This window comes from Pseudomonas sp. AC239 (genome assembly GCF_979258545.1).
The window spans coordinates 1,642,331-1,659,835 of record NZ_OZ409864.1 but is presented as its reverse complement, the minus strand read 5'-3'; the positions used below and the strand labels follow the sequence as shown (position 1 = coordinate 1,659,835).

The 17,505-nt window shown below is 60.9% G+C and carries 18 protein-coding genes and 1 other RNA gene; 12 read left to right on the top strand and 7 right to left on the bottom strand.

Annotated features, from left to right (window positions below; genetic code table 11):
• The first annotated feature begins 247 nt into the window (after positions 1-247).
• The 5 genes from rho (at position 248) to ACZ0AZ_RS07675 (ending at position 7,022) form a co-directional block, all read left to right on the top strand.
• The gene (rho, locus tag ACZ0AZ_RS07695) at positions 248-1,507 is read left to right on the top strand and encodes a transcription termination factor Rho (protein ID WP_003229334.1); all 1,260 of its coding nucleotides are present in this window, start codon (positions 248-250) and stop codon (positions 1,505-1,507) included.
• A 138-nt stretch (positions 1,508-1,645) separates the two neighbouring features.
• Positions 1,646-3,601, top strand: a complete 1,956-nt coding sequence (locus tag ACZ0AZ_RS07690) for an acyltransferase family protein (protein WP_463537153.1) — start codon at positions 1,646-1,648, stop codon at positions 3,599-3,601.
• An 80-nt stretch (positions 3,602-3,681) separates the two neighbouring features.
• On the top strand, positions 3,682-5,148 hold the full coding sequence (gene ubiD, locus ACZ0AZ_RS07685; RefSeq protein ID WP_039757427.1) for a 4-hydroxy-3-polyprenylbenzoate decarboxylase: 1,467 nt from the start codon (positions 3,682-3,684) through the stop codon (positions 5,146-5,148).
• Positions 5,148-6,116, top strand: coding sequence for a CDP-6-deoxy-delta-3,4-glucoseen reductase (locus ACZ0AZ_RS07680; RefSeq protein ID WP_101161513.1), 969 nt, complete (start codon positions 5,148-5,150; stop codon positions 6,114-6,116). Before ubiD ends, ACZ0AZ_RS07680 begins: the two co-directional genes overlap by 1 nt.
• A 237-nt stretch (positions 6,117-6,353) precedes the next feature.
• A complete protein-coding gene (locus tag ACZ0AZ_RS07675) occupies positions 6,354-7,022 on the top strand; it encodes a gamma-glutamylcyclotransferase (protein WP_039757429.1) in 669 nt (222 codons plus the stop codon).
• Here the strand turns inward: ACZ0AZ_RS07675 and glpT are convergent.
• On the bottom strand, positions 6,998-8,347 hold the full coding sequence (gene glpT, locus ACZ0AZ_RS07670; RefSeq protein ID WP_039757430.1) for a glycerol-3-phosphate transporter: 1,350 nt from the start codon (positions 8,345-8,347) through the stop codon (positions 6,998-7,000). The two genes, ACZ0AZ_RS07675 and glpT, sit on opposite strands and share 25 nt — an antisense overlap.
• A 257-nt stretch (positions 8,348-8,604) precedes the next feature.
• Positions 8,605-9,582 carry an NADPH:quinone oxidoreductase family protein gene (locus ACZ0AZ_RS07665; protein WP_129997893.1) on the bottom strand — a complete coding sequence of 326 codons (978 nt, stop codon included), beginning with the start codon at positions 9,580-9,582 and terminating at the stop codon, positions 8,605-8,607.
• Positions 9,583-9,732: 150 nt separating this feature from the next.
• Here ACZ0AZ_RS07665 and ACZ0AZ_RS07660 point away from each other — a divergent pair, with 150 nt between their 5' ends.
• Positions 9,733-10,140: a flagellar basal body-associated protein FliL gene (locus ACZ0AZ_RS07660; RefSeq protein ID WP_039757432.1), complete on the top strand. Its 408-nt coding sequence runs from the start codon at positions 9,733-9,735 to the stop codon at positions 10,138-10,140.
• Positions 10,141-10,253: 113 nt separating this feature from the next.
• Here the strand turns inward: ACZ0AZ_RS07660 and ACZ0AZ_RS07655 are convergent, their stop codons facing one another.
• A complete protein-coding gene (locus tag ACZ0AZ_RS07655) occupies positions 10,254-10,706 on the bottom strand; it encodes an EVE domain-containing protein (protein WP_129997892.1) in 453 nt (150 codons plus the stop codon).
• A gap of 197 nt (positions 10,707-10,903) precedes the next feature.
• On the opposite strand from ACZ0AZ_RS07655, the gene ACZ0AZ_RS07650 reads away from it, so the two are divergent.
• Entirely contained in the window at positions 10,904-11,059 is a 156-nt protein-coding gene (locus ACZ0AZ_RS07650) for a hypothetical protein (RefSeq protein ID WP_007911192.1), read from the top strand.
• Between the two features lie 35 nt (positions 11,060-11,094).
• Here ACZ0AZ_RS07650 and ACZ0AZ_RS07645 read toward each other — a convergent pair whose 3' ends face one another.
• The 4 genes from ACZ0AZ_RS07645 to ACZ0AZ_RS07630 form a co-directional block, all read right to left on the bottom strand.
• Entirely contained in the window at positions 11,095-11,700 is a 606-nt protein-coding gene (locus ACZ0AZ_RS07645; protein ID WP_039757434.1) for a 5-formyltetrahydrofolate cyclo-ligase, read from the bottom strand.
• Positions 11,701-11,779: 79 nt separating this feature from the next.
• Positions 11,780-11,958, bottom strand: a non-coding RNA gene (ssrS, locus tag ACZ0AZ_RS07640) — 6S RNA.
• A 30-nt stretch (positions 11,959-11,988) separates the two neighbouring features.
• Positions 11,989-12,306, bottom strand: coding sequence for a cell division protein ZapA (locus ACZ0AZ_RS07635; protein WP_016772632.1), 318 nt, complete (start codon positions 12,304-12,306; stop codon positions 11,989-11,991).
• Positions 12,303-12,512, bottom strand: a complete 210-nt coding sequence (locus ACZ0AZ_RS07630) for a TIGR02449 family protein (RefSeq protein WP_007911197.1) — start codon at positions 12,510-12,512, stop codon at positions 12,303-12,305. The genes ACZ0AZ_RS07635 and ACZ0AZ_RS07630 overlap by 4 nt, the downstream gene beginning before the upstream one ends.
• Positions 12,513-12,637: 125 nt before the next feature.
• On the opposite strand from ACZ0AZ_RS07630, the gene ACZ0AZ_RS07625 reads away from it, so the two are divergent.
• The 5 genes from ACZ0AZ_RS07625 to ACZ0AZ_RS07605 are packed head-to-tail and all read left to right on the top strand — an operon-like array spanning position 12,638 to position 17,449.
• Entirely contained in the window at positions 12,638-13,198 is a 561-nt protein-coding gene (locus tag ACZ0AZ_RS07625) for a YecA/YgfB family protein (protein WP_129997890.1), read from the top strand.
• A 27-nt stretch (positions 13,199-13,225) separates the two neighbouring features.
• A complete protein-coding gene (gene pepP / locus ACZ0AZ_RS07620) occupies positions 13,226-14,560 on the top strand; it encodes a Xaa-Pro aminopeptidase (protein WP_129997889.1) in 1,335 nt (444 codons plus the stop codon).
• Positions 14,557-15,744 carry a 2-octaprenyl-6-methoxyphenyl hydroxylase gene (gene ubiH, locus ACZ0AZ_RS07615; RefSeq protein ID WP_129997888.1) on the top strand — a complete coding sequence of 396 codons (1,188 nt, stop codon included), beginning with the start codon at positions 14,557-14,559 and terminating at the stop codon, positions 15,742-15,744. Before pepP ends, ubiH begins: the two co-directional genes overlap by 4 nt.
• Positions 15,737-16,222: a DUF4442 domain-containing protein gene (locus tag ACZ0AZ_RS07610; RefSeq protein WP_129997887.1), complete on the top strand. Its 486-nt coding sequence runs from the start codon at positions 15,737-15,739 to the stop codon at positions 16,220-16,222. The genes ubiH and ACZ0AZ_RS07610 overlap by 8 nt, the downstream gene beginning before the upstream one ends.
• A gap of 9 nt (positions 16,223-16,231) precedes the next feature.
• A complete protein-coding gene (locus ACZ0AZ_RS07605; protein WP_463538768.1) occupies positions 16,232-17,449 on the top strand; it encodes a 2-octaprenyl-3-methyl-6-methoxy-1,4-benzoquinol hydroxylase in 1,218 nt (405 codons plus the stop codon).
• Positions 17,450-17,505: the final 56 nt, after the last annotated feature.

The following is a 17,505-nucleotide window of genomic DNA, read 5'->3' as shown; positions in this document are numbered from 1 at the left end:
GCGTCGCAGTAAAACGCTGAAAAAAAGCCCCGCAAATCGCGGGGCTTTTTGCGTATTCAGGGCTAGACGCTCCGAAACTCAGGTGGTACATTCGGCCCCGCACTGGTTTCTCCACTGCCCCCTGCTAGCCGTCGCCGACGCACTCCTTTTCGAATTAGTTCGCGATCCTGTCGCCTTCTCCGCGGCGCGGCCTCATTAAGCCAAAAGCTTAATTTCCCCCCTCCATAAATGATTACGTCATTCCTATATGAATCTGACTGAACTCAAGCAAAAGCCGATTACCGAACTGCTCGAATTAGCCGAACAGATGGGCATAGAAAATATGGCCCGTTCGCGCAAGCAGGACGTGATTTTCTCCCTGCTGAAAAAACACGCGAAAAGCGGCGAGGAAATCTCCGGTGATGGCGTGCTGGAGATTCTCCAGGACGGCTTCGGCTTCCTGCGCTCCGCAGACGCTTCCTACCTCGCCGGCCCTGACGACATCTACGTCTCGCCGAGCCAGATCCGCCGCTTCAACTTGCGCACCGGTGACACCATCGTTGGCAAGATTCGTCCTCCGAAGGAAGGCGAGCGGTATTTCGCCCTGCTCAAGGTCGACACGATCAACTTTGATCGTCCGGAGAACGCGAAAAACAAGATTCTCTTCGAGAACCTGACTCCGCTGTTCCCGACCGTGCGCATGAAGATGGAAGCCGGTAACGGTTCGACCGAAGACCTCACTGGTCGTGTGATCGACCTGTGTGCACCGATCGGCAAAGGTCAGCGTGGCCTGATCGTCGCACCGCCGAAAGCCGGTAAAACCATCATGCTGCAGAACATCGCAGCGAACATCGCCCGTAACAATCCTGAAGTTCACCTGATCGTGCTGTTGATCGACGAGCGTCCGGAAGAAGTGACCGAAATGCAGCGCACCGTGCGCGGCGAAGTGGTTGCCTCGACCTTCGACGAGCCGCCGACCCGTCACGTGCAGGTTGCTGAAATGGTGATCGAGAAGGCCAAGCGCCTGGTCGAACACAAGAAAGACGTGGTGATCCTCCTCGACTCCATCACCCGTCTGGCCCGAGCCTACAACACCGTGATCCCGAGCTCCGGCAAGGTCCTGACCGGTGGTGTCGATGCCCACGCCCTGGAGAAGCCGAAGCGTTTCTTCGGCGCCGCGCGTAACATCGAAGAAGGCGGCTCGCTGACCATTATCGCCACCGCGCTGGTTGAAACCGGCTCGAAGATGGACGAAGTGATCTACGAAGAGTTCAAGGGTACCGGCAACATGGAACTGCCTCTGGATCGCAAGATCGCCGAGAAGCGTGTGTTCCCGGCCATCAACATCAACCGCTCCGGCACCCGCCGCGAAGAGTTGCTGACCGCCGACGACGAACTGCAGCGCATGTGGATCCTGCGCAAGCTGCTGCACCCGATGGACGAAGTCGCCGCCATCGAGTTCCTGGTCGACAAACTGAAAACGACCAAGACCAACGACGAGTTCTTCTTGTCGATGAAGCGCAAGTAGTACGCCGCTGATAGAAGGAGCGCTCCACAAGGGGCGCTTTTTTTTGTCTGCGATTTATTTGTATCTGGATTGAAGTTTGCGCGGCTGCTAACGTCGCGCCTTCAAGGGATTCTGTATCCAGAACAGGTAAGGTTTTTCATGCACACGTTTGGCAATCGCCGTGATATCGACGGCTTACGCGCGCTCGCGGTACTTCCCGTCGTGCTCTTTCATTTCGGATTCAATACATTCAGCGGCGGCTTTGTCGGCGTGGATGTTTTCTTCGTCATCTCCGGATTCCTGATCACCTCGATCCTGTTCCGTGAAATCAGCGCCAAGCGTTTCAGCTTTGTCGATTTCTGGGCGCGCCGTGCCCGCCGCATTATTCCGGCCCTGACGGTGGTCATGCTGGTGACGCTGGCGCTGGGTTGGCTGCTGCTGACAGCGAAGGATTTCTCCGAACTTGGCCGGACGGTGCGTTATCAGTCGCTGTTCATCTCCAATATTCTGTTCATGCGCGAGGACGGCTACTTCCAGCCGGCCTCCGATCTGAAACCGTTGTTGCACACCTGGTCGCTGGCGGTTGAAGAGCAGTACTACATCTTCTTCCCGTTGCTGATGGCGGTGCTGGTTCGCTATGTCAGACACTGGCGCTGGATGTTGCTGGGATTGCTGCTGATTTCCTTTGGCCTGAACATCGCCTGGATTGAGCACAAGCCGGAATTCACCTTTTTCTCTCTGCCGACCCGTGCCTGGGAATTGTTGTGCGGGGCAATGCTTGCGGTAATGCCTGCGCCGAGACAGGCCGTACGACCGTGGCTGTACCAGTTGGTCGGCATTGCCGGTCTGGCAGCGGTGCTGCTCGCCGTGTTCACGTTTGATCGCTCAACGGTGTTTCCCGGATGGGCGGCGTTGCTGCCGGTATTGGGCACCACTGCCCTGATCTGGTCAGGCGCCCAGGGACCAAGCTGGGCCGCGCGACTGTTGAGCCTGCGACCGCTGGTCTGGATCGGCCTGCTGTCTTATTCGCTGTATCTGTGGCACTGGCCGATTTACGTTTACGCCAACGCCATTTCCATCGACGGTATCCAGCCGCTCGAGGCGCTCGCCTGGATGGTGCTGGCAGTGGGTCTGGCGTGGCTGAGCCTGCGCTACATCGAATTGCCGTTTCGAGAAAAGCGTTTGCTGGGCGAACGTAAATCGATACTGGCGGGTGCGGTAGTGGCCATTGCTGTACTGGTCGCGGTCGGTTCGGCGATTCGCTCGGCCGACGGTGTCCCCGGGCGCCTGAGCGGCAAGGCTCTGGAATATGCGCAGGCCCGCGAATGGCGTGCCGGGCAGATGAAATGCATGGTGGTGACGCAAGACAAATCGATCGACAAGGCCTGTCTGGTCGGCGGCGAACAGAGTACGCCGCCGACCCAGGCGTTCTGGGGTGACAGCCATGCGGCTGCGTTGATGCCGGCCATCGAGGCCAATGCCCGCCGCGACGGTCGTTCGGTGTGGTTGTTCAGTATGAGCGCCTGTCCGCCGATTCTCAGCGACGAGCCGCGCCAGCGGTGCAAGGACTTCAACCAGCAGACCATGGACAAAGTGCTCAGCCTTGGCATCAAGGACGTGGTATTGGCGTCCAATTGGAGTCTTTACGTCTATGGTCGCGAGGATGGCGACAGAAAGGTTTTGCTCAACGCCCATGACGATACCGCCCAGGCTGAGGAACGCATGGCCGCCGCGTTGCGCGCGCGGGTGGCCGCCTTGCGCGCAGCCGGCGTGCAGGTCTGGCTGTTCAAGGAGGTGCCGCTGCAACGCAAGGGCACCATTAACCGCCTGACCAGTCTGGCAAGGATTGGCCGGTCCGCCGAAGGTCTGGGGCGTCCGCTTGATGAGCATCTGGCGCGCCAGCATTTTCTCGGCAACTTGTTCACGTCCATGAGCGAAGCCGATCCGGGTGTTCACGTCATCGACCCGACGCCGATGATGTGTGCTGACGGGGTCTGCAGCATCGAGGTCAACGGCCACTCGCAGTACAAGGATGAGGACCATCTCTCGGACATTGGCAGCGCCAGGCTGAGCCCGTTGTTTGCGCCGGTATTGCTGGGCACAAACCGAGATTGAGTACTGTCAGGCTCTGACGGACTGCTGTTTGCCCTTCAGAGCAGGTAGGATGTACGCCTATTTTGAGGGTGCCATCGTCAATGAAATTCAAGGATCTTCGGGATTTCGTGCAGCAGCTTGAGCAGCGCGGAGAGTTGAAACGCATCCAGATTCCCGTCTCGCCGGTGCTGGAGATGACTGAGGTGTGCGACCGCACGCTGCGAGCCAAGGGGCCGGCGCTGCTGTTCGAAAAACCCACCGGTTACGACATTCCGGTGCTCGGCAACCTGTTCGGCACCCCCGAGCGGGTGGCCATGGGCATGGGCGCCGAGTCGGTCAGCGAGCTGCGTGAAATCGGCAAGCTGCTGGCCTTTCTCAAGGAGCCGGAGCCGCCGAAGGGCTTGAAGGACGCCTGGTCGAAACTGCCTATCTTCCGCAAGATCATTTCCATGGCGCCGAAAGTGGTCAAAGACGCGGTGTGCCAGGAAGTGGTCATCGAAGGCGACGACGTCGATCTGGCTATGTTGCCGGTGCAGACCTGCTGGCCCGGCGACGTCGGCCCGTTGATCACTTGGGGTCTGACCGTCACCAAAGGCCCGAACAAGGAACGCCAGAACCTCGGTATCTATCGCCAGCAAGTGATCGGCCGCAACAAGGTGATCATGCGCTGGCTCAGCCACCGTGGCGGCGCCCTCGACTTTCGCGAGTGGTGCGAGAAACATCCGGGCCAGCCGTTCCCGGTGTCCGTGGCCCTTGGCGCCGATCCGGCGACGATTCTCGGTGCGGTGACGCCGGTACCGGACAGCCTCTCCGAATATGCTTTCGCAGGGCTCTTGCGCGGCAATCGCACGGAACTGGTCAAGTGCCGTGGCAACGACCTGCAAGTGCCGGCCACCGCGGAAATTATCCTTGAAGGCGTGATTCATCCCGGCGAAATGGCCGACGAAGGTCCGTATGGCGACCACACCGGTTACTACAACGAAGTCGACAGCTTCCCGGTGTTCACCGTCGAGCGCATCACCCACCGGATCAAGCCGATCTACCACAGCACTTACACCGGCCGTCCGCCGGATGAGCCGGCGATTCTCGGCGTGGCGCTGAACGAAGTGTTCGTGCCGATCCTGCAGAAGCAGTTCCCGGAGATCACCGATTTCTACCTGCCGCCGGAAGGCTGCTCGTACCGCATGGCCGTGGTGACGATGAAGAAGTCGTATCCGGGGCATGCCAAGCGCGTGATGCTCGGCGTCTGGTCGTTTTTGCGACAGTTCATGTACACCAAGTTCGTTATCGTCACCGACGACGATATCAACGCCCGCGACTGGAACGACGTGATCTGGGCCATCACCACGCGCATGGACCCCAAGCGCGACACGGTGATGATTGATAACACGCCGATCGACTACCTCGACTTCGCCTCGCCGATCTCCGGCCTGGGCTCGAAAATGGGCCTGGATGCCACCCACAAGTGGCCGGGCGAAACCACCCGCGAGTGGGGCCGCGTGATCGTCAAGGACGACGCCGTCACCCAACGGATCGATGCCATCTGGAACCAGTTAGGAATAGATTGATGCGTGTAACCCTGCAGCCTTCCGGAGCCGTGCTCGAGATACAACCCGGTGAGCGGATTCTCGACGGCGCGCGGCGCCTGGGCTATGACTGCCCGCAAAGCTGCCGCAACGGCAATTGCCACGTGTGTGCCGCGCTGCTGGTCGAGGGGCGCGTCGAGCAGGCCGGCAAAGTCCACGACCATGGCGAGTTCTACACCTGCATCGCCGCACCGCTGGAAGACTGCGTGCTGTTGTGGGATGGCGTGCTCGCGCTGGGTGAGCTGCCGGTGCGTAGCCTCTCGTGTCAGGTAATCGAGTGCCGCGAGGTCGGCGGCGACACCTGGCGCGTGCGTCTGCGCGCACCGGCGGGCAAGCCGCCGCGCTATCACGCCGGGCAATATTTGATGATCGAGCGCGAGAGCGGCGAGAAATCGGCGTTCTCCATGGCATCGGCACCCCACGGCGGACGTGATCTGGAAATCCATGTGCTGGCGCGCGAAACCAGTGCGTTGAGCCTGATCGAGCAGTTGCAACGCAACCCTATGGTGCGTGTCGAACTGCCTTTCGGCGATACGCATCTCGCCGAGTTGCCTGATGGTCCGCTGGTGCTGATCGCCGCCGGTACCGGCATGGGCCAGATTCACAGCCTGATCGAACATTGCCGCGCCGAAGGCTTCAAGCATCCAGTGCATCTGTATTGGGGCGTGCGCCGGCCCGAGGATTTCTATCAGATCGAGCACTGGGACGAATGGCTGAAGCTGCCCAATCTGTTCCTGCACAAGGTGGTCAGCGACCAGTGCGGCTGGGAGGGGCGCTGCGGGATGTTGCACGAGGCGGTTTGCGAGGATTTCCCCGACCTGAAGCCGCTGCACGTCTATGCCAGCGGTTCGCCAGCGATGGTCTACGGCACGCTGGACGCGCTGGTCGAGGCGGGCATGGATGCGCATCAGATGCGCGCCGATGTGTTCGCCTACGCGCCGCGCTCTTGAAAATGTGGGAACAAGCGCGCTCCCACACTGGTTTAATGCGTAGCGCTCGCAACGCGTTATAACTCTACATATAGCCGATCGGTATTTATCTAATTGCATAAATACCGCTAGGTTATATATCAATCAGGCGATTAATCAGTGGCACTTAAATTGCCTTGAAACATATGTGCCTTATTGTTACAGCGGTGCGTTCTATTAAGTAATTCTTCACCCGCGGGGAGCTGAACGCTATTCGCCATGAGCGCCATTGAAAACGCAATTCTGAACCTGGCTTACCCTCCGCGGCTCGATCTTGGGCCGCAGCTGACGCACGAACAACTTCTCGCTTCCATGCAATCGACCATGGCGCGCCACAAGGGCGGGCCGGTGTGGCTGTTCGCGTATGGCTCGCTGATCTGGCGCCCGGAATGCACGGCAGTCGAGCGCATGCGCGGTCGCGTGCATGGCTATCATCGTGGTTTGTACCTGTGGTCCCACGAGCACCGGGGTACGCCGGAAATGCCCGGCCTGGTATTCGGTCTGGATCGCGGTGGCTCATGCAGTGGCTTTGCCTACCGTTTGCCGGAAGACGATCTCGATACGGCGCTGTATGCCTTGTGGAAACGCGAGATGCCGTTTCCGTCGTATCGCCCGCACTGGCTCAATTGCCGGCTTGAAGATGGCACTCAGGTGCAGGCCTTGGGATTTGTTCTGGAGCGTCACCTGCCGAGCTATGCCGGCAACTTGCCGGATCATGTGCTCAGCCAGGTCTTTGCCAGCGCCAGCGGGCGTTACGGCACCACTCGCGATTATGTCGAGCAGACCGTGCACGCCCTGCGCAGCCACGCCATGCCGGATCGAAATCTGGAGGCGCGGCTCAAGCGCTGTAAATCACACAGCGATCAGGCGACCGCTTCACGGCTTTGACTGGCAACTTGCTTGTGCCATAGCGTTGGCGCAAGGAAGGCCATCGCCAGCAGGCAAGCGCCGACCAGCAGGACGAAACCGCCATCCCAGCCGAAGTGGTCGACGGTGTAGCCCATCGCCGCACTGGCTGCGACCGAACCGCCCAGATAACCGAACAGGCCGGTGAAGCCCGCTGCGGTACCGGCGGCTTTCTTCGGCGCCAGTTCCAGCGCCTGCAGACCGATCAGCATCACCGGACCGTAGATCAGGAACCCGATCGACAGCAGGGCGATCATGTCGACCATCGGGTTGCCGGCCGGATTCAGCCAGTACACCAGGGTCGCAACAGTCACCAGCGCCATGAACACCATGCCGGTCAGGCCACGATTGCCACGGAAGATCTTGTCCGACATCCAGCCGCACAGCAGCGTGCCTGGAATCCCCGCCCACTCGTAGAAGAAATAGGCCCACGAGGTTTTATCCACGGTGAAGCCCTTGGCTTCCTTCAAGTAGGTCGGCGCCCAGTCCAGCACGCCGTAGCGCAGCAGGTAGACGAAAACGTTGGCCATGGCGATGTACCAAAGCATTTTGTTGCGCAGCACGTACTTGACGAAGATTTCCTTGGCGCTGAATTCGTCTTCGTGGCTGGCGTCGTAGCCTTCCGGGTAATCGTTCTTGTACTGCTCGATCGGCGGCAGGCCGACCGATTGCGGGGTGTCACGCATGGTGATGAAGGCGAATACCGCCACGCCCAGCGCTACCGCTGCCGGTACGTAGAACGCCGCGTGCCAGTCATTGAACAGGCCCATGCCGATCAGGAACAGCGGGCCGATCAGACCGCCGCCGACGTTATGCGCCACGTTCCACACCGAGACCACGCCACCGCGTTCCTTCTGCGACCACCAATGCACCATGGTCCGCCCGCTCGGCGGCCAGCCCATGCCCTGCGCCCAGCCGTTGATGAACAACAGAATGAACATCATCGTCACGCTGGACGTTGCCCACGGCGCGAAACCGAAAATGAACATCACCCCGGCCGACACCAGCAGGCCGAACGGCAGGAAGAAGCGCGGGTTGGAGCGGTCGGACACCAGGCCCATGAGGAATTTCGACAAACCATACGCAATGGCGATCGCCGACATCGCCAGACCGAGGTCGCCACGGCTGTAGCCTTCATCGATCAGGTACGGCATGGCCAGGGAGAAGTTCTTGCGCAGCAGGTAGTAACCGGCGTAGCCGATAAAGATACCGGCGAAGATCTGCCAGCGCAGGCGGCGGTAGGTGCTGTCTATTTTTTCTTCAGGCAAAGGAGCCTGATGTGCGGCAGGACGAAAGAAAGCAAACATTCAAGAGCTCCAGTTTTCTTGTTTTGACTGCGGATGCGAATGTTACAGTTTCGTTACCGAAAATAGCATCGCTTCACGTCGGCAAAACAGCGGAAATTTGGGCAGGTGAGCGTTCCTTTATGAACATGTCGCTCTGAGACAAGTACGGGGCGCGGAGGGAATGGTGGCTCGGGTGGGTTTCTGCGGTTTTGCGTATTTCAGAGGCGCATGTCAGTGCTGAGGCGATCCGGATCGCTGCTCCGGATCGCTCCATGTTCTCAACGAACCTGAACGACAACCTTGCCCACGGCTTTGCGCTGGCCAAGATCATCGATTGCCTGTGCGGCGTTGCTCAGTGGGTACACCTGTGACACCAGCGGTTTGAGCTTGCCCTCGGCAAACCAGGCGAACAGCTGCTGAAAGTTGGCTGCGTTGTCCTGGGGTTGGCGCTGGGCAAAGGAGCCCCAGAACACGCCGAGCACCGCCGCGCCTTTGAGCAGCGCGAGGTTGACCGGCAGTTCGGGGATGCGGCCGCTGGCGAAGCCGACTACGAGCAGGCGGCCGTTCCAGGCGATGGCGCGGATGGCCTGGTCGAACAGGTCGCCGCCGACCGGGTCGTAGATCACGTCGGCGCCCTGGCCGTCGGTGAGGCGTTTGATCTCGTCCTTGAGGCTGGCTTCGCTGTAGTTGATCAGTTCATCGGCGCCGGCAGCCTTGGCCACCGCGAGTTTCTCGGCACTGCTGGCGGCGGCGATCACGCGGGCGCCCATGGCTTTGCCGATCTCCACCGCGGCGAGGCCGACACCACCGGATGCGCCGAGGACCAGCAGGGTTTCGCCCGGTTGCAGGTTGGCGCGTTGTTTGAGCGCGTGCATCGACGTGCCGTAGGTCATGCTGAATGCAGCGGCGACGTTGAAATCCATCGACGGCGGAATCGGCAGGACGTTGTAGCCCGGCACCGCCACCTGCTCGGCAAAACTGCCCCAACCGGTCAGGGCCATGACCCGGTCGCCGACTGTCAGGTGGCTGACCTTTTCGCCGACTTCGCGCACGACGCCCGCCGCTTCACCGCCCGGCGAGAAGGGGAAGGGCGGCTTGAACTGGTATTTGCCCTCGATGATCAGCGTGTCCGGGAAATTGACCCCGGCGGCGTGTACGTCCAGCAGGATTTCGTTTTTCTTGGCGACAGGGCTGGCGACGTCTTCCAGCACCAGCGATTCGGCAGGGCCGAAGGCTTTGCACAGCACGGCTTTCATCAGGGCTATTCCTTTGGGAGTGATGGCCGATAAGTGTAGGTGTGTGAATCAACGGGTCAACGAGCATGCCCGGCCCTGATAGTCAGCCATAAGCTTGTGCTTGCGCGGCGGGTCGCTATGCTAGGCCGCAAACCGGATAAGGAGCGAATTGTGAAAGCGTGGATCATGTTGTTGCTGGCCCTGTCTCTGCCTGTGGCAGCACTGGCCGAAGAAGCCAAAGAAGGCGAGGCGCCGAAGGTCAATTACATCACCCTGAGCCCGCCGTTCGTCGGCAACTATGGCCTCGACGGCACCGCCAAGCTCAAAGTCTACAAAGCTGACGTGGCCCTGCGCGTCACTGGCGAAGAGGCGACCAAACTGGTCAAGGCCAACGAGCCGCTGATCCGCAATCAGCTGGTGGCGTTGTTCACTCAGCAGACCACCGAGGCGATGGGCAGCATTGAAGGCAAGGAAAAGCTCCGTCAGGAAGCGTTGAAGCAGACCCAGCAGGTCATGAATGACGAGACCGGCAAGCCTGTTGTTGAGGATCTGTTGTTCAACAACCTGATCATTCAGTAAGTCATTCGCTGTCCGGGCTGGCCTCTTCGCGAGCAGGCTCGCTCCCACATTGGACTGCATGTTCCTGTGGGAGCAAGCCTGCTCGCGAAAGCTATTTATCAGGCAAAAATGAATCAGGGTTTGAGCCCGATAACCGCCGTCCACTGTTCTGGTGTAACCGGCATCACCGACAACCGTGAGCCCTTCTGCACCAGCGGCAGCTCCGCCAGCGCCGTCTGCTGCTTCAGATAATCCAGCTTCAACACCCGTTTGAACGTCTCGACATGCTCGACATCGATCGCGCTCCAGGCATTTTTCTCCAGCGTAGCCTTCGGATCGAAGTAATGGCTGTCCGGCTCCAGTGCCGTCGGATCGGGATACGCTGCTTCGATTATCTTGCCGATCCCGGCAATCCCCGGCTCCGGGCAGCTGGAATGGTAGAAAAAGAACTCGTCACCGACCGCCATCGCTCGCAGGAAGTTGCGTGCCTGATAGTTGCGAACCCCATCCCAGCGCGCCTTGCCGAGCTTTTCCAGACCCTTGATCGAGAGTTCGTCGGGCTCTGATTTCATCAGCCAGTAGGCCATGTCGTGTGCTCCTGAAGCGGTCATTGGGCAGGTTGTCGGGCAATTTTATGACAAACCGACAGTCGGTTGACGTCAGCGTTTGCGCACAGGTTCACGTTGCCGCAAAATGCCGGCCTTTAAAGCTTGACGCTGCTGCACGGCCTACGAACGGAAACCGCTGCTGTCATCGTGATGATGTGCCTTGAGGGGGGCAATCGATGAAACGCAAACCGGATTTGCTATGGACTTTGGTAATTTTGTTTGGCCTGGGCGTGGTAACCACCGGTTACGCGCAGAGTCTGTGGGCGAACAAGGCCGACGCGCCGATTGAAGTGGCGCAACAAGTACAACAGTCGACTGCTTTCAAACGCTGAACCTGTCTCTTCGACGCCGCTGTTCTGTGCGGCGTCTACTCTGCGAAATACCATGCCTTGTCGGTGACCGTGCCTTGTAACGGGACATCCCAGCTCGCCTGCGCCAGACGCTCGACCTTCTGACATTCATGGGCCAGGCCCAGCAGCGTCGGCTTGCGCCAGTTCTTGCGCCGGGCCAGATAGGCGAGGCTGCGATCATAGAATCCGCCGCCCATGCCCAGGCGCCCGCCGACATCGTCAAACCCCACCAGCGGCAACAACACCAGATCCAGCGCCCAGACCTTGCGTTGCCGAGCCAGATTGGCCCGGGGTTCAAGAATCCGGAAACGATTGGGCTTGAGCTTCTCGTCGGGGCGGATGCGCTGGAAGACCATCTTCGTTCGCGGCCAGGCGCTGAGCACCGGCAGATAAGTCGCCTTGCCACGCCGCTGGGCCTCGCGCAGCAACAGGCGCGGATCGATTTCACCGTCGGTGGGTAAATACAGAGAGATATGTTTCGCCCGGCGAAAATGCGGGTCTTGGGCCAGTTGCCGGAACAGGCCTTTGGCGGCCTGGCGTTGTTCGCCCGGCGTCAGTGCGCGGCGCGCCTTGCGCAGCAGGCGGCGGAGTTGCGGGCGGGGCAGCAGCGCGGGTTCGGTCATGGTTCGGCTTCGGCAGGTTGGACGAAAACGTACGCATAAAAAATCCGATGTCGGCATACACCGACATCGGATTCGAATCAGGCTCCCCGGATGAACCGCTGTCAACTCAGCCCTTGAACCCGAAAGTTCAAGGTGGAAGAAGCAGTAGACTTTAAGGCTTTCCGTCTAGCGGACATGCACACCAGCCCAACGTGCAACTTCCAGGGTAGTGCGAATCGGCTCCGGGACATCGTCAACTGGCAAGCACCCCAGGGAGTGCCGCGAGTATACCTCAAGCTGCCAGTCGAATCAGCCCTTGGCGGTATTCTGATCGTCGGCCAGGACCAGATCGACACGATCGAGCAAGTCGCGCACCTGTTCGCGGGTCGAACCGCTGGCCTGGATGTCCGGACGCTCTTCTTTGTGCAACAGGTCGTGGGTGATGTTCAGCGCGGCCATCACGGCAATGCGGTCGGCGCCGATGACTTTGCCGCTGCTGCGGATCTCGCGCATCTTGCCGTCCAGGTAGCGGGCGGCGCTGACCAGATTGCTGCGTTCTTCCGGCGGGCAGATGATCGAATACTCTTTGTCGAGGATCTGCACGGTAACGCTATTGCTTGAACTCATGAGTCTTGCTCCAGGGCCTTGAGGCGCGAAATCATCGATTCGACCTTACGCCGGGCGATTTCGTTTTTTTCAATGAGGTGAGCGCGTTCCTCGCGCCAGGTTTTTTCCTGAGCTAGTAAGAGTGCGTTTTGACTCTTAAGTTGCTCGACTCGGCCAATCAGCAGTTCGAGTCTGGCCATCAGCGCTTGCAGGTCGGTGTCTTCCATTGGGTCCACGTGTTCGTCTGATGGGTGGTGACTGGCGGACAGCCTTTAATGGTCTTGGCGGGGCTGTCGATGTAGGATACAAGGCCTTCATTCTAGACATAGCGCCGTCTGGCGCCTAGCTGCCCATGACCATTGCGAATTCCCCGTACCAAGCCTTTGCCACCCTGCTGACTGCCAGCGGCCACAACGTCTCGCCTGCCGAATTGCACGGCGTGCTGCTCGGGCGCAGTTGCGCCGGGGCCGGCTTCGATCACGAAGGCTGGCTGATCGACGCCGCCGAACTGCTCGAAGGCGATATCCAGGATAACGTCCGCAACGCCCTGATCGGCCTGCAGGAGATGGTCAAGGGCGAGCTGACTGGCGACGACGTCACTGTCGTTCTGCTGCTGCCGACCGACGATGCGCCGCTGGCCGACCGCGCTGCTGCACTGGGCGAGTGGTGCCAGGGCTTCCTCAGCGGGTTCGGCCTGAACTGCCGCGACAGCAGCATGCTCAGCACCGAAGCCACCGAAGTGCTGCAGGATCTGGCGGCCATTTCCCAGGTGCAGGACGCGCTGGAAGAATCCGAAGACGGCGAATCCGACTACATGGAAGTCATGGAATACCTGCGCGTTGCGCCGTTGCTGCTGTTCTCGGAAACCAAAAAAACCGATGTGCCGCCAGCCGCCAAACCGTCGCTGCATTAATCGCGTGCCAGGGAAAGCCATCTGCCCATGACCTATATCCCGAAAGCGGAATACAGCCGTCGCCGCAAGGCCCTGATGGCGCAGATGGAACCCAACAGCATCGCGATCCTGCCCGCCGCCGCGGTGGCCATCCGCAACCGCGACGTCGAGCACGTCTACCGGCAGGACAGCGATTTCCAGTACCTCAGTGGTTTCCCCGAGCCACAGGCCGTCATCGTCCTGATGCCCGGTCGCGAGCACGGCGAGTACATCCTCTTCTGCCGTGAGCGCAACGCCGAACGCGAATTGTGGGATGGCCTGCGTGCCGGTCAGGAAGGCGCGATCCGCGAGTACGGTGCCGACGACGCCTTTCCGATTACTGACATCGACGACATTCTTCCCGGCCTGATCGAAGGCCGCGACCGGGTGTATTCGGCGATGGGCAGCAACCCTGAATTCGATCGGCATTTGATGGACTGGATCAACGTGATCCGCTCCAAGGCGCACCTCGGCGCGCAGCCGCCGAATGAATTCGTTGCCCTGGATCATCTGCTGCACGACATGCGCCTGTATAAATCGGCGGCAGAAGTGAAGGTGATGCGCGAAGCCGCGCGGATTTCGGCGCAGGCGCATATCCGCGCGATGCAGGCCAGTCGTCCGGGGCTTTATGAATACAGCCTCGAAGCCGAACTGGATTATGAATTCCGCAAGGGCGGGGCGAAGATGCCGGCCTACGGTTCGATCGTCGCCGCCGGGCGCAACAGCTGCATCCTGCATTACCAGCAGAATGACGCCTTGCTCAAGGACGGCGATCTGGTGTTGATCGACGCCGGCTGCGAGATCGACTGCTATGCCAGTGACATCACCCGCACGTGGCCGGTCAACGGCAAGTTCTCGCCGGAGCAGAAGGCGATCTACGAGTTGGTGCTGGCGTCACAGGAAGCCGCGTTCGCCGAGATCGCACCGAACAAGCACTGGAATCAGGCGCACGAAGCCACGGTGCGGGTGATCACCACGGGTCTGGTCAAGCTTGGCTTGTTGCAGGGCGAAGTTGACGAGCTGATCGCCAGCGAAGCCTACAAGGCTTTTTATATGCACCGCGCCGGCCACTGGCTGGGCATGGATGTGCATGATGTTGGCGAGTACAAGGTCGGCGGCGAATGGCGCGTGCTGGAGGTCGGCATGGCGCTGACCGTGGAGCCGGGTATCTACATCGCCGCGGACAATCAGAACGTGGCGAAGAAATGGCGCGGCATTGGCGTGCGCATCGAGGATGACGTGGTCGTGACCCGATCCGGCTGTGAAATCCTCACCAGCGGCGTGCCGAAAACCGTCGCCGAGATCGAAGCGCTGATGGCACAAGCAAGGACACATGCAGCATGAGTCGAGTCAATCTGGCAATCATCGGTGGCGGTCTGGTCGGCGCCAGTCTGGCGTTAGCGTTGCAGGCCGGGGCCAAGGCGCAGGGCTGGAAAATCGTCCTGATCGAACCGTTCGCCCCCGGCGACAGCTGGCAGCCGAGCTACGACGCCCGCTCCTCGGCGCTGTCGTACGGCTCGCGGCAGATTTATCAGCGCCTGGGCGTGTGGCAGGAAATCTCCCGCCGCGCCGAGCCGATCAAACAGATTCATGTCTCCGACCGTGGCCGCTTCTCCACCGCGCGCTTGTCGGCGATGGAAGAGGGTGTGCCAGCGCTCGGTTACGTGGTGGAAAACGCCTGGCTCGGCCAGTGCCTGTGGCAGCACCTCGACAAAGACGTGATCACGTGGCGCTGCCCGGCGGAGGTCACGCGCATGGAGCCGTTGGCCGATGGCTATCGCCTGACCCTCAACGATGAAACCACGCTGGAATGCGACCTCGCGGTGCTCGCCGATGGCGGCCGCTCCGGGCTGCGCGAACAGTTGGGCATCAACGTGCGCACGCGCCCTTACAACCAGAGCGCACTGATCGCCAACATCAGCCCGAGCGAAGCGCACAACGGCATGGCCTTCGAGCGCTTCACCGACGAGGGGCCGATGGCCCTGCTGCCGTTGCCGGACAATCGCTGCGCACTGGTGTGGACGCGACTGGGCATGGATGCGCAGCGTCTGACCGAGTTGAGCGAGCGTGATTTTCTCAGCGAATTGCAAAGCGTGTTCGGTTACCGCCTCGGCACTTTGAAACAGGTCGGCGCACGGCATCTGTATCCGCTATCGCTGATCGAAGCTGAAGAACAGGTGCGCTCGCATCTGGCCGTGCTTGGCAACGCCGCACATAGCCTGCACCCGATCGCCGGACAGGGCTTCAACCTGTCGCTGCGTGACGCCGACGCCTTGGCTGCCGCGCTGCTGGCCAGCGACAAGCCGCTGGGCGACTTCGCCACGTTGCAGGCCTATCGCGAACGGCAGCGCCTCGATCAGGACCTGACCGTGGGCTTCTCCGATCAGGTCACGCGGCTGTTCGGCAGCACCCAGCCGCTGGTGTCGCTGGGGCGCAACCTCGGCCTGCTCGGGCTCGACCTGCTGCCACCGGCCAAACGCTGGTTCGCCCGCCAGGCAATGGGCCTGGGAACCCGTCCGGATGCTTGAGTGGCTGAGCAACACATTCGGCAAGGCGCGGTTGATGCGCTGGGTAATGACCTTCTACCCACCGTATCTCGGCGCTGGAGTGCGCGTTCGGCACATCAGTGACGACTTTCGCGATGTGCAGGTGTCCATGGGTTTGGGTTGGTACAACCGCAACTACGTCGGCACCCAGTTTGGCGGCAGTCTGTATTCGATGGTCGACCCGTTCTTCATGTTGATGCTCATGGAAAACCTCGGTCCGAAGTACATCGTCTGGGACAAGGCCGCCGACATCGATTTCATTGCGCCGGGCAAAGGCCCGGTGTTCGCCCGGTTCAACATCGACCAGACTCTGCTCGACGAGATCCGCCGGCAGACCGCCAACGGCGAGAAATACCTGCCGCAGTTGCAGGTCGACATTCATGACGGCGCCGGCAACCTCGTGGCGCGGGTCGGTAAAACCCTTTACGTGCGGCTCAAGCCGCAAGCGAGACAGGCCTAAAGCATGGAAATGCGCGCAGATGTGCTGATTGTCGGAGCCGGAATGGTCGGCAGCGCCCTGGCGCTGGCGTTACAGGACAGTGGGCTGGAAGTGCTGTTGCTCGACGGTAGCCCGCTGAGTGTCAAACCCTTCGCTGCCGACGCTGCATTCGAACCGCGCGTCAGTGCATTGTCGGCGGCGAGCCAGCGCATCCTCGAACGCCTCGGCGTCTGGGACGGCATCGTCCAGCGGCGCAGCAGCCCGTACACCGACATGCACGTCTGGGACGGCAGCGGCACCGGGCAGATTCATTTCTCGGCGAGCAGTGTGCATGCCGATGTGCTCGGCCACATCGTCGAAAACCGCGTGGTGCAGGATGCGCTGCTCGAGCGTTTGCATGACTGTGACCTGGGCATGCTGGCCAATGCGCGGCTGGAACAGATGCGTCGCTCCGGCGATGACTGGCTGCTGACCCTGGCCGATGGCCGCACCTTGCGCGCGCCGCTGGTGATCGCGGCCGATGGCGCCAATTCAGCGGTGCGCCGTCTGACCGGCGTGGCGACTCGCGAGTGGGATTATCTGCATCACGCCATCGTGACGAGCGTGCGCTGCAGCCAGCCGCACCGCAAAACCGCCTGGCAGCGCTTTACCGATCACGGACCGTTGGCGTTTCTGCCGCTGGAGCGTGATGGTCAGCAGGACTGGTGCTCGATCGTCTGGTCGACCACACCGGGTGAAGCCGAGCGCTTGATGGCGCTGGAGGAGACTGCGTTTTGCGCTGAGCTGGAGCGAGCCTTCGAAGGGCGTCTCGGTGAGGTCCTCAGCGCCGATCCGCGTCTGTGCGTGCCGCTGCGTCAGCGTCACGCTAAGCGTTATGTCGCTGAGGGCCTGGCGTTGATCGGTGATGCGGCGCATACCATTCACCCGTTGGCGGGGCAGGGTGTGAACCTGGGTTTCCTCGATGCAGCGGTGCTGGCGCAAGTGCTGCTGCAAGCGCATGAACGTGGCGAGCGGCTGGCGGACGTGAAAGTGTTGAGTCGCTACGAGCGCCGGCGCATGCCGCACAATCTGGCGCTGATGGCGGCGATGGAGGGCTTCGAGCGGTTGTTCCAGGCCGACCCGCTGCCACTGCGCTGGTTGCGCAATGCCGGGTTGAAACTGGTCGAGCAGATGCCCGAGGCGAAGGCGTTGTTTGTGCGCGAGGCGCTGGGGTTGACTGGGGATCTTCCAGCTCTGGCAAAGCCCTGACCGCCTCATTGAGGCTGATGGCCCCTTCGCGAGCAGGCTCGCTCCCACAGTTGAGA